The organism is Bradyrhizobium sp. 45, assembly GCF_023073155.1.
In the GTDB taxonomy this organism is placed as follows: Bacteria; Pseudomonadota; Alphaproteobacteria; order Rhizobiales; family Xanthobacteraceae; genus Bradyrhizobium; species Bradyrhizobium canariense_D.
Window position 1 is genome coordinate 1 of the sequence record NZ_JADPIX010000156.1, and the last position, 11,485, is coordinate 11,485.

At 65.4% G+C, this 11,485-nt stretch carries 13 protein-coding genes; 8 read left to right on the forward strand and 5 right to left on the reverse strand.

The window, feature by feature from the left end; translation table 11 throughout:
• Positions 1-107 precede the first annotated feature (107 nt).
• The 4 genes from ccmB to IVB42_RS41465 all read left to right on the forward strand — a co-directional run bounded on the left by ccmB (position 108) and on the right by IVB42_RS41465 (position 2,459).
• A complete protein-coding gene (ccmB, locus tag IVB42_RS41450; RefSeq protein ID WP_018459818.1) occupies positions 108-776 on the forward strand; it encodes a heme exporter protein CcmB in 669 nt (222 codons plus the stop codon).
• A 91-nt stretch (positions 777-867) separates the two neighbouring features.
• A complete protein-coding gene (locus IVB42_RS41455; protein ID WP_018459817.1) occupies positions 868-1,656 on the forward strand; it encodes a heme ABC transporter permease in 789 nt (262 codons plus the stop codon).
• Positions 1,653-1,838 (forward strand): heme exporter protein CcmD, encoded by a 186-nt coding sequence (gene ccmD / locus IVB42_RS41460; RefSeq protein WP_018459816.1) that lies wholly within the window; start codon positions 1,653-1,655, stop codon positions 1,836-1,838. Before IVB42_RS41455 ends, ccmD begins: the two co-directional genes overlap by 4 nt.
• Before the next feature lie 24 nt (positions 1,839-1,862).
• Positions 1,863-2,459, forward strand: a complete 597-nt coding sequence (locus tag IVB42_RS41465) for a DsbE family thiol:disulfide interchange protein (RefSeq protein WP_018459815.1) — start codon at positions 1,863-1,865, stop codon at positions 2,457-2,459.
• 179 nt (positions 2,460-2,638) lie between these two features.
• Here the strand turns inward: IVB42_RS41465 and IVB42_RS41470 are convergent, their stop codons facing one another.
• Positions 2,639-3,241 (reverse strand): septation protein A, encoded by a 603-nt coding sequence (locus IVB42_RS41470; RefSeq protein ID WP_007598838.1) that lies wholly within the window; start codon positions 3,239-3,241, stop codon positions 2,639-2,641.
• A gap of 3 nt (positions 3,242-3,244) precedes the next feature.
• Positions 3,245-4,192: a signal recognition particle-docking protein FtsY gene (gene ftsY, locus IVB42_RS41475; RefSeq protein WP_018459814.1), complete on the reverse strand. Its 948-nt coding sequence runs from the start codon at positions 4,190-4,192 to the stop codon at positions 3,245-3,247.
• Between the two features lie 60 nt (positions 4,193-4,252).
• Between ftsY and IVB42_RS41480 the strand changes: the two genes are divergently transcribed.
• Entirely contained in the window at positions 4,253-4,954 is a 702-nt protein-coding gene (locus tag IVB42_RS41480) for an RNA pseudouridine synthase (protein ID WP_026233882.1), read from the forward strand.
• A gap of 136 nt (positions 4,955-5,090) precedes the next feature.
• A complete protein-coding gene (locus IVB42_RS41485; RefSeq protein ID WP_247397647.1) occupies positions 5,091-6,200 on the forward strand; it encodes a DUF2336 domain-containing protein in 1,110 nt (369 codons plus the stop codon).
• A 162-nt stretch (positions 6,201-6,362) separates the two neighbouring features.
• Here IVB42_RS41485 and mtaB read toward each other — a convergent pair whose 3' ends face one another.
• Both mtaB and dapF read right to left on the reverse strand, forming a co-directional pair.
• Positions 6,363-7,616 carry a tRNA (N(6)-L-threonylcarbamoyladenosine(37)-C(2))-methylthiotransferase MtaB gene (mtaB, locus tag IVB42_RS41490; RefSeq protein WP_247391069.1) on the reverse strand — a complete coding sequence of 418 codons (1,254 nt, stop codon included), beginning with the start codon at positions 7,614-7,616 and terminating at the stop codon, positions 6,363-6,365.
• Complete coding sequence (dapF, locus tag IVB42_RS41495) at positions 7,616-8,491, reverse strand: diaminopimelate epimerase (RefSeq protein ID WP_018459810.1); 876 nt, start codon at positions 8,489-8,491, stop codon at positions 7,616-7,618. Before dapF ends, mtaB begins: the two co-directional genes overlap by 1 nt.
• Before the next feature lie 220 nt (positions 8,492-8,711).
• On the opposite strand from dapF, the gene IVB42_RS41500 reads away from it, so the two are divergent.
• Both IVB42_RS41500 and IVB42_RS41505 read left to right on the forward strand, forming a co-directional pair.
• Positions 8,712-9,485, forward strand: a complete 774-nt coding sequence (locus IVB42_RS41500) for a GyrI-like domain-containing protein (RefSeq protein ID WP_026233881.1) — start codon at positions 8,712-8,714, stop codon at positions 9,483-9,485.
• A gap of 5 nt (positions 9,486-9,490) precedes the next feature.
• Complete coding sequence (locus IVB42_RS41505; RefSeq protein ID WP_018459808.1) at positions 9,491-10,210, forward strand: SIMPL domain-containing protein; 720 nt, start codon at positions 9,491-9,493, stop codon at positions 10,208-10,210.
• 88 nt (positions 10,211-10,298) lie between these two features.
• Here the strand turns inward: IVB42_RS41505 and IVB42_RS41510 are convergent, their stop codons facing one another.
• The gene (locus tag IVB42_RS41510) at positions 10,299-11,363 is read right to left on the reverse strand and encodes an MBL fold metallo-hydrolase (protein WP_247397653.1); all 1,065 of its coding nucleotides are present in this window, start codon (positions 11,361-11,363) and stop codon (positions 10,299-10,301) included.
• Between the last annotated feature and the right edge of the window lie 122 nt (positions 11,364-11,485).

Below are 11,485 nucleotides of genomic sequence, written 5' to 3' on the forward strand. Positions count from 1 at the left end.
TCCTCGGGGCTACCCCCCTCCCCCGCCCTCCCCCACAAGGGGGGAGGGAGCGCAGCTCGCCCGGCGCAACCGGCCGACGCTGCCTCCTCACCTCTGGGAGCAGTGGCATGACCGCCCTGTCTGCCCTCATCCGCCGGGATATCCGGATCGCGCTCCGCGTCGGGGGCGGGGCGTTGATTGGCGTGCTGTTCTTTCTGACCGTGGTGGTGCTGATGCCGTTTGCTGTGGGGCCGGACCTGGCACTGCTGTCGCGGCTCGGACCCGCCATCCTGTGGCTGGGGGCGCTGCTGGCGAGCCTGCTGACCCTGGACCGGCTGTTCATGGCCGACCACGAGGACGGCTCGCTCGACCTGATCACGATGAGCCGGACCCCGCTGGAACTCGCCTGCGCGTCGAAAGCGCTGGCGCATTGGCTGGCCGCCGGCCTGCCGCTGATCGTCGCAACCCCCGTGCTCGGCCTGCTGCTCAACCTCGACATGGTCGCAACCGGTGCTGTGGCGCTGACACTGCTCGCCGGCACCCCGGCGCTGACATTTACCGGGATGGTCGGTGCGGCGCTGGCGGTGACGCTGCATCGTGGCGGCTTGCTGATAGCTGTCCTGGTGCTGCCGCTGTCGATACCGGTGCTGATCTTCGGCGTCGCAGCCTCGCAGGCGGCGATCGTCGGACCCATGACGTTCGGCGCGCCGTTCTCGATCCTGTGCGCGCTGTCGCTGGTCAGTCTCGTGATCGGCCCCTTCGCGGCTGCGGCGAGCCTGAAGCATGGGCTGGATTGAGATGGGCTGGACTGACCTTGACCCCGATCAACTTTCGCTGCGGACTTTCGTGCTGATTGCGTGAGCGCTTACCGGTGATTATCAGGATACCATGACGCTGATCGACCTCGCCAACCCCACACGGTTCCTCGCGCTGACGGCGCGGCTGCTGCCATGGCTTGCGGCCGCGACCATCATCCTGCTCGCGATCGGGCTCTATCAGTCTGCCACCGCACCCGACGACTATCAGCAGGGCGCGACGGTAAAGATCATGTTCATCCACGTGCCTAATGCCTGGCTGTCGATGTTCGTATGGGGCGTGATGAGCATTGCCTCGCTCGGCACGCTGGTGTGGCGGCATCCGCTTGCCGACGTCGCCGCCAAAGCGGCCGCCCCGATCGGCGCCAGCTTCACCTTCCTTGCGCTGCTCACGGGCTCGCTGTGGGGCCGGCCGATGTGGGGCACCTATTGGGAATGGGACGCGCGGCTGACCTCGGTGCTGATCCTGTTCCTGATGTATCTCGGCCTGATGGCGCTGTGGCGCGCGGTCGACGAGCCCTCCCGCGCGGCGCGCGCCGCCGCCGTGCTGACCCTAGTCGGCGCCATCAACCTGCCCATCATCAAGTTCTCGGTCGACTGGTGGAACACGCTGCACCAGCCGGCCTCGGTGATGCGGATGGGCGGCTCGTCGCTCGACAGATCATTCCTGATTCCGTTGCTGGTGATGGCGGTCGCGTTTACCCTGCTGTTCGTCACGCTGCATCTGGCTGCGATGCGCAACGAGATTTTGCGACGGCGCGTGCGGTCCCTGCAGATGATGCAGGCGAGCCGTGTGGCGTTTGCAGAAGTCGGCACCGGCTCGCGTGAAGGCAGCACGTCAAAAGAAGCTGGGGCTGCATGATCATGTCGCTCGGTCCCTATGCGTCTTTCATCGTGACATCCTATGCCGCGGCCGCCCTTGTGGTCGTGATCCTGATCGGCTGGATCGTGCTCGATCATCGTAGCCAGACACAGCGCCTGCGCGAGCTCGAGCGCAGCGGCGTGACCCGCCGCTCCGGCCGTAGCGCGACGGATCGGCCATGAGAGATCGAGCATGAGAGATCAATCATGAGCGAGCAATCGACGTCCGCTCCGCCGCAGCGCCGCACCTTCCTGATGGTGCTGCCGCTGATCGCCTTCATCGGCTTGGCGCTGCTGTTCTGGTTCCGGCTCGGCAGCGGCGATCCCTCGCGAATTCCGTCTGCGCTGATCGGACGCCCCGCGCCGCAAACCACGCTGCCGCCGCTCGAGGGATTGCAGGCTGACAATGTGCAGATCCCCGGCCTCGATCCCGCCGCGTTCAAGGGCAAGGTCAGCCTCGTCAATGTCTGGGCGTCCTGGTGCGTGCCGTGCCACGACGAGGCGCCGCTGCTGACCGAATTGGCAAAAGACAAGCGCTTCCAGCTCGTCGGTATCAACTACAAGGATGCCGCCGACAATGCGCGGCGCTTCCTGGGGCGCTACGGCAACCCGTTCGGCCACGTCGGCGTCGATGCCAACGGCCGCGCCTCGATCGAATGGGGTGTCTATGGCGTGCCGGAGACCTTTGTCGTCGGTCGCGAAGGCACCATCGTCTACAAGCTGGTGGGACCGATCACGCCGGAGAATTTGCGGACGGTGCTGTTGCCGCAGATGGAGAACGCGTTGAAGGCGGCGGGGAGCTAGCTCTGTCGTCAGTGTGAGCGAAGGACCCAACCCCAAACACCGCTGTCATGCCCCGGCTTGACCGGGGCATCCAGTACGCCGCGGCCTCTCCGTATCTCACAACCGTTTCTGGAATACTGGATCGCCCCGGCGATGACAGTTGAGTGTGTGGCCGCAACCGGCAATGATGAGTTGAGAGCTCAACCCTTCCTCACATCGCCCGCCTCGGCCTCGCTCGCTTCCAGCGACGCCGGCTCGAGGTGATAGCGCTTGGTCAGCGGCATCTGGGCGATGGCGAAGATCATGGTGATCGGCGTGACGCCGAACACCTTGAAGTTGACCCAGAAGTCGGTGCTCTGGGTGCGCCAGACGATCTCGTTCAACACCGCCATGCCGGCGAAGAACAGCGCCCAGCGCAGCGTCAGGATGCGCCAGCCCTGCGGCGTCAAATTGAACATCTGGTCGAACATGACGGCGATGAAGGAGCGGCCGAACAACAGGCCGCCGCCGAGGATCGCGGCGAACAAAGCGTAGATGATGGTCGGCTTGAGCTTGATGAAGGTCTCGTCGTGGAGCACCAAGGTCAGCGTGCCGAACACCAGCACGATGACGCCCGTCACGATCGCCATGATCGGAATGTGGCGCGTCACCACATAGGAGGCGATCATCGCCGCGACGATCGCGACCATGAAGGCGCCGGTCGCTGCGAACAGATTGAACTTCGCATTGACGAAGAAGAACACGAGCAGCGGGCCGAGCTCGGTCGCAAGCTTGAACAGCGGATGCGGCTGGGTCTTGTCCATTCTTCAGCTTTCGATTCCGGCAATGGCGCGGGCGAAATCACGCGCGGTGAACGGCGCGAGATCGTCGACGCCTTCGCCGACGCCGATGAAATGCACCGGCAGTTTGAATTTCTCCGCGAGCGCCACCAGAATGCCGCCGCGGGCGGTGCCGTCGAGCTTCGTCATCACGAGACCGGTGACCCCTGCGGTGCGATGGAAGGCCTCGACCTGCGACAGCGCGTTCTGGCCGACAGTGGCGTCCAGCACAAGCAGCACCGCATGCGGTGCAGTCGCGTCCACCTTGCGGATGACGCGCACGACCTTTTCGAGCTCGTTCATCAGCTCGGCCTTGTTCTGAAGCCGCCCGGCGGTGTCGATCAGGAGCAGGTCGACGGCCTGCTCCTTCGCCGCCGTCAGCGCGTTGAAGGCGAGGCTCGCCGAATCCGAGCCTTGCGCGCCTGATATGACGGGCGTCCTGGTGCGCTCGCCCCAGACCTTGAGCTGTTCGATCGCCGCCGCGCGAAAGGTGTCGCCGGCGGCCAGCATCACCTTGCGGCCTTCGGACGCGAATTTTTGCGAGAGTTTTCCGATGGTGGTGGTCTTGCCGGAGCCGTTGACGCCGACCACGAGGATGACGAACGGCTTCTTGCCGGCGTCGATCTCGAGCGGCTTCGCCACCGCCGCCAGCACCTTCTCGACCTCGGTCGCGACGACGTCCTTGACCTCGTCCGCCGAGATCGCCTTGTCGTAGCGTCCCGTGCCAACCGCATCCGCGATCCGCACCGCGACCGAGGTGCCGAGGTCGGCGCGCAGCAGCACGTCCTCGATATCGTCGAGCATGGCGCGGTCGAGCTTGCGCTTGGTGACGAGGTCGGCGACCGCGGTCCCGAGCGAGGACGAGGTGCGCTTCAGCCCGTCGGACAGGCGGCGCCACCAGCTCAGCTTGGGGGTCTCGGGGGTGGTATCGTTCATGGTGGCGGTGTGTTAGCCGTTCCGGCTCGCAAACGAAAGTCTTGACCGAAAGTCCTGCAATTGCTCGATGTTCCCGAATTGACGGCCGACGAAATCCTGGCGCGCGTGCTCCATCGCGACGGATTGATGCTGGTCATCGACAAGCCGGCCGGCCTGCCGGTGCATCGCGGACCCAAGGGCGGTGCCAATCTGGAAACCTCCTTCGAGGCGCTTCGTTTCGGCCTGCCGCGGCCGCCGGTGCTGGCCCACCGGCTGGACAAGGACACCTCGGGTTGCCTCGTGCTCGGCCGCCATCGCAAGGCGACGGCGTCGCTCGGCCTGCTGTTCAAGCATGGCAAGATCGGCAAGACCTACTGGACCATCGTCGAGAGCGGCCCCACCGAGGACGAAGGCACCATCGACATGCCGCTCGGACGGCTGAACGCCGAGCGAGGCTGGTGGCAGAAGCCCGATCCCGAGGGCCAGAAGGCCATCACCAACTGGAAGGTGATGGGCCGGGGCGATGGCCTGACCTGGCTCGCCATGGAACCGGTGACCGGGCGGACCCATCAATTGCGGGTGCATTCGTCGGCGACCGGCTGGCCGATCTTCGGCGACAACATTTACGGCAACGGCCCGCGCTTCGGCGAGCCGAAGCTGCACCTGCATTCCCGCGAGATCGTGGTACCGATCTCCCGCAACAAGGAGCCGGTCCGCGTGGTGGCGCCTGCCCCGCCCCACATGCACGAGCGGCTCCGCGCCTGCGGGTGGAACGGGGAGTAGCCCGACTGCTCGCCCCTCATGGTGAGGAGGCCGCGCAGCGCCCCCTATAGTTTACGAAACGTTCAGTGCTCGTCTCTAATGATAGCGGTTGCTTAGAACAAGCTTCCGTCAATCTGCTCAGGACGAGCTGCGCGTCATGTCCACGGCCGAGTTATCGATCATCGACGAGGTCGAGTCCGCGCTTCGGACTGGCTCGGCGGAAAAGGGCCTGGCAACAGCCCGCCGCGTCACCGACCTGTTCCTGTCCTCCGCCGGCAGTTTCGACGACGAGCAGATCGCACTGTTTGACGACGTGCTCGATCGCATGATCGGCACCATCGAGCTCCGCGCCATCGCCGACATGGGCGCGCGCGTAGCGCTCGCCGAGATCAGCGCGCAGCTCGCGCCGATCGCGCAGGCGCCGCCATCGGTCATTCGCCGCCTCGCCAACAATGACGAAATCCGCATCGCTGGTCCCGTGCTGCAGGAATCCGCGCGCCTCGACGACGGCGCGCTGGTGCAGATCGCATCATCCAAGGGCGAGCCGCATCTGCTCGCGGTCGCCGGACGCTGGTGGCTGAAGGAGATCGTCACCGATGCATTGCTGGCGCGACGTTATCCCAGCGTCAGCCGGCGGCTCGCCGCCAATCCCGGCGCGCGCGTCTCCGGAAGCGGATTTGCCGTCATCGTCGGACAGGCGGAGGCCGATCCCGAGCTCGCTGTCAGCGTCGGCGTCCGCGTCGATTTGCCGTCAGACCTGCGCCGTCAATTGCTGCGCTCGGCGAGCGAGGCCGTGCGGACCCGCCTGTTGTCGCGCGCGCCGCCGCATCTGTTCGAGGAGATCCAGAGCGCGATCGCCGCAGTCACCGTCGGTGTCGAGCGCGAGATGTCGGGTGTCCGCGATTTCGAAGGCGCCAAGCGCGCCGTCGCAGGTCTCAGGGCGACCGGCCAGCTCAGCGAAGCGACGCTGCTCGGCTTCGCAACACAGCGCCGTTATGAAGAAGCGGTGGCCGCATTGGCGGCATTGTCGGGATCGACTGTCGAAGTCATCCGCCCGCTGATGCAAAGCCTGCGCGAGGACGGCCTGCTGGTGCCGTGCAAGGCAGCGCAGCTCAGCTGGGAAACCACCGCCGCCGTGCTCGAAAGCCGCTTTGCGAGCGGCGCGATGAAGCCGGCCGATATCGCAAGGGCTCAAAGCCATTACGCGCGCATGACCCCGGAGAATGCGCGGCGGACGCTGCGCTTCTGGCAGGTGCGGGCGTTGTAGTTTTTCCCTCTCCCCTTGTGGGAGAGGGTGGCTCGCCGCGCAGCGGCGAGACGGGTGAGGGGTCTCTCTCCGCGAGTCCACATTGAGTTGAGTACGCGGAAGCAACCCCTCATCCGGCGCTTCGCGCCACCTTCTCCCACAAGGGGAGAAGGGAAGGAAGCATCACACCGTCAGCCGCGCGCCATCGCGACCGGCAATCCGCAGCGACACCACACTCCCCACACGCTCGCCCGCAATCGCCACCGGCAGATAATGCTCCGTCCGTCCCTGACCGTCGCTCTCGATCAGCACCTCACGCGTGGCGCCTATCTCGGCTTGCAGCCGCTGCAGGAGCGCGGTCTCACCGGCCGAGCGCAGCCGCTTCGCACGCTCTCTGATTGCACCGCCCGCCACCTGTGGCATCCGCGCGGCCGGCGTGCCGGGACGCGGCGAATAGGGGAAGACGTGGAGGAACGTCAGGCCGCATTGCTCGACCAGATCGAGCGAGCGCGAGAACATCTCCTCGGTCTCGGTCGGAAAGCCCGCGATGATGTCGGCCCCCAGCGCGATATCCGGGCGCAGCCGGCGGACCTGGTCGCAGAACGCGATGGCGTCGCCGCGCGTATGCCGCCGCTTCATGCGCTTCAAGATCATGTCGTCGCCGGACTGCAGCGACAGGTGCAGATGCGGCATCAGCCGCGAATCCTCAGCAATTGCATCCAACAGATCGCTGTCCGCCTCGATCGAATCGATAGAGGAGATGCGCAGGCGCCTCAGCTCCGGCACATGCCGCAAAATCTGCTTCGTCAGCATGCCGAGCTTGGGCGTGCCCGGCAGGTCAGTGCCGTAGCTGGTGAGGTCGACGCCCGTCAGCACGATCTCGGCATGGCCGCGCTCGGCCAATGCCCGGACCTGATCGACCACGGCGCCCATCGGCACCGAGCGCGAATTGCCGCGCCCGAACGGAATGATGCAAAAGGTGCAGCGATGGTCGCAGCCGTTCTGCACCTGCACGAACACGCGGGGCAGCCCGCTCGCAAAGCCGTCGATGAGATGCGGCGCCATCTCCTTCACCGCCATGATGTCGCTGACGGCGATTTTTTCGCTCGTACCGAGATCGAACGCCGTACGCGCCTCGCGCCACGCAGACGACCGCATCTTGTCGTCATTGCCGACGACGCGATCGACCTCGGCCATCTCGGCGAACATGCCGCTTTGCGTCTGCGCCGCGCAACCGGTGACGACGATGCGCGCTCCCGGCCGCTCGCGCTTCAATTTGCGGATCGACTGCCTCGCCTGCGCCACCGCTTCGTTGGTGACGGCGCAGCTGTTGATGACGATGGCATCTGAAAGGCCCGCGCCCTCGGCCTCGCGGCGGATCACCTCGGCCTCGAAAGCATTGAGGCGGCATCCGAAGGTGACGATGTCGACGCTCATCACCCGACCGGCGCGAACAGCGCCGGATCGAAACGGCCTTCATATTCGAAGGTCGCCGTGCCCGTCATCAGCACGTGATCGTCGCGCTCGCGCCATTCGATCCCGAGCTTGCCGCCGGGCAGCGTGATCTCGACATTGCGCTCGGCGCGCTTCAGCCGCGCCGCCGCGACCGCCGTGGCACATGCGGCCGAGCCGCAGGCCCTGGTCAGGCCGGCGCCGCGCTCCCAGGTGCGGATCGTGATGTGCTGGGGATCGACGATATGGGCTAGCGTGATGTTGGCGCGCTCCGGGAAGATCGGATGGTTCTCCAGCAGCGGACCGAAACGCTCGAGGTCGTAGGCGTTGACGTCATCGACCCAGAAGATCGCATGCGGATTGCCCATGCTGACCACCGAGGGCGAATGCAGGATCGGATTGTCGATCGGGCCGATCTGCAATTCGATGTAGCGGGTGTCACGAAATTCCTGGTCGAGCGGAATGTCCTGCCAGCCGAACTTCGGCGCGCCCATGTCCACCGTATAAAGATCCGGCGCCGGACCCTGCCAGGCATTGAGCAGGCCCGCGGCCGTCTCGAACGTTGCCGTGCTCTGGCCGGTCTTTTCGAAGATGCGCCGCACGACGCAGCGCATGCCGTTGCCGCAGGCGCCGGCCTCGGAGCCGTCTCTGTTGTAGATGCTGATGAACGCTTCGGTGCCGTCGAAGCGCGGCTTCTGCAGCACCATGAGTTGGTCGTAGGGCACGCCGCCTCGCGGCGATGCCACCGCGCGGGCATCGTCCGGGGTGACCTTTGAGGTGGAATCGCGCATGTCGACAACGACGATCTCGTTGCCGATGCCGTTCATCTTGGCAAATGCGTGGTTGGCCAGCGCGCTCATGAAAATTCCCGAATTTCGCCTGCCTTATATGGCGATCCTTGGCCCTCTTGGCCAGTGATTTGCCGACAAGAGCCAGGACGCTGCCATGACGCATCTGTCATGGGACGAATTCGGCGCTCGCGTGTTAGAACGGCGCAATTCGCGCGATCCGGGACATGCGGCCGGGCTAAGGCTTCGGGGACGTAAGGCCTTGGCGGATAAGCTATTGGGGAGAATAAAAATGTTCAGGTTTCGTCGTCTCGTTTTGGCCGCGCTGATCCCGGCAGCGGCCTTGTCGTTTAGTCTGTCCGCCACGCTGGCCCAAACGCCGAGCCCGGCACCGGCCGCATCAGCGAGCCCCTCGCCGGCCCCGTCGGCTTCGCCCGCCCCGGCCGCGAGCGCTGCCCCCGTCGCCACGCCCTCGCCGGCGGCCAGCGCCACGCCAAGCCCTGCAACGTCCCCTGCAACCTCGCCCTCGCCAGCCGCCAGTGCGTCACCCAGCCCGGCCACTCCGCCCCCGGCTGCCGCCGCGACGCCGGCTCCCGTGCAGACGGCCGATCCTTTCGGCCAGGAGACCACGCTCGAGTCCAAGAAGGTTTTGATGGTCAAGGGCACTGCCAATTGGGACTCGGCCTTCGACACGCTGATTGACGCCTTCAAGGCGCTGAACACGCTGCTGGACAAGCAGGGCATCAAGCACGCCGGCAATTCGATGATCGTCTACACCTCGACCGACGACACCGGCTTCACCTTCCTAGCCGAGATCCCGGTCGAGCAGGACCCGAAGAACCTGCCCAAGGACATGAGCGTCGGCAAATCGCCGGAGGGCAAGGCGCTGAAATTCGTTCATCGCGGCTCCTACGACAACATGGACAACACCTATGAGGCGATCACCAATCATCTCGACGACAAGAAGCTGGAAGCCAAGGACACCTTCATCGAGGAATACCTCACCGATCCCCTGAAGACGGCGGAGGACAAGCTCGTGATCAATGTTTTCGTGCCGCTGAAGTGAAACCGATGAAAAAGCCTGCCATCCTTTTGACCTCCCTTGTTGCGTCCTTTGCCGCCACGATGCTGGCAACGCCTGCGCTCGCCGACGATTTTCCGTCCGCGATTTCGGTGAGCGGCGAAGCCACGATCTCCGCCGCGCCTGATCTGGCGCAGATCGACGCCGGCGTCGCCAACGACGCCAAGTCTGCGAAGGAAGCCTCCGACGCCAACAACGCCGCGATGGGCAAGGTGCTGCTGGCGCTGAAGGGCGCAGGCATTGACGAGAAGGACTACCAGACCTCGCGGCTGTCGCTGCAGCCGCAATACGGCCAGAACAAATCCACCGGCGCCTCGCCCGTGGTCGGCTTCCGCGCCTCAAACCGCGTCACCGTGAAGATCCGCGACGTGACCAAGGTCGCCGCCATCATCGACACGCTGGTCGGCGCCGGCGCCAATGATATCGGCAACATCTCCTTCGAGGTTACGCAGGCCTCGAAACTGCTCGACGATGCCCGCGAGAAAGCTGTCGCAGACGCCCGCCGCAAAGCGGAGATCTACGCCAAGGCGACCGGCGTCACGCTGGGTGCACCGCTCAGCGTCTCCGAAGGCGGCGCCCCGATGCCGCTGTTCAAGGGACGCATGGCCGCAGCTCCCATGGCCGTACCGCAGGCCGCGGTCGCGCCGGGCGAGGAAACGCTAGCGGTGACGGTGAATGTGAGCTGGGCGATCAAGGCGAAAGAGCAGTAGGGGCAGCTGCCGCTACAGACTCGATTGTCGTCCCGGCCGCAATTGCGCACTAGGCCGGGACGACAGCGGGTTCGAAGCGACGGCGAAGCTAGATCTCCACCACCTGCCCCGGCTTCATCGCCACAAATCTTTCCTGCGGAACCTTCGCGGCATCGAGCGCCTCGACCAGCGCTTTCGCCGGCGCATCGATTGCTTCATCGGTCAGCTGAAACGTGCCGTGGTGATGCCCGAGTGCGGCTTGCGCGCCGCAATCCGCGAGCGCCTTCACCGCGTCTTCCGGGTTCATGTGCTGGTCGTGCATGAACCAGCGCGGCTCATAGGCGCCGATCGGGAGGATCGCCAGGCGGAGCGGCCCGTGCCTCTCGGCGACGCGGCGGAAATGCCCGCCATCGCCGTAGCCGGAATCGCAGACGACGTAGATTTTCCCCGCAGGCGTCTCCAGCACGAAACTCGCCCACAGCGCCTTGTTGCGATCGAACATGCCGCGCGCCGACCAGTGCCGGGTCGGCACCAGGGTCACGGCGATACCGCCGCCGAGCTCGACGCGATCATGCCAGTCGAACGCTTCCACCTTGATCGTCGCATCGGTGCTGCGCATCGTGACGTCATTGCCGAGCGGGGTCACCACACGCGGCGCAAAATTCTTGGCGAGCCGCGACAGCGTCGCCATGTCGAGATGATCGTAATGGCCGTGCGAGACCAGCACGACATCGATCTTCGGCAGCTTGTCGAACGCAATGCCGGGATCGTTGTGCCGTTTCGGCCCGGCGAAGCTGACGGGCGAGACCCGCGTCGACCAGACGGGATCGACGAGAATATTGAGGCCGCCGGTCTGGATCAGCCAGCTGGCGTGGCCGACGAAAGAGAGCCGCACCTTGTCGCCGTGGACGCGGTCGGGCGGGGCGTCGGCATGGGGGCTCGGCGCCCAATCCGGCCAAGTCGCGCGCTGCCGCTTGCCGCCGAATTGCCAGCGCAGGACCTCACGAAGCGATTTCGGCGGCACGCCGTCCGGATCGAAGAAGTTCAGGCCGTCGAAATGGTCGGAGACCCGGCCGTCATAGGTTTTCATGCGGGACATCCAAAGGGAGGGCACGCCGACCAATGCGCCGGCACCGGCGAGCAGTCCGAAAAGGCGGCGGCGGGTGATCGGCACGGAACTGGCTTCAAAGATGGTCGGAGGGGGAGGACATCACCGCTATATGGGCGGGGTCTGCGGAAAAGGAACCCGCCGCCGGAAAGTTCATCTTTTCAAGGCTTTGCCTTCCAAAGCAGCCC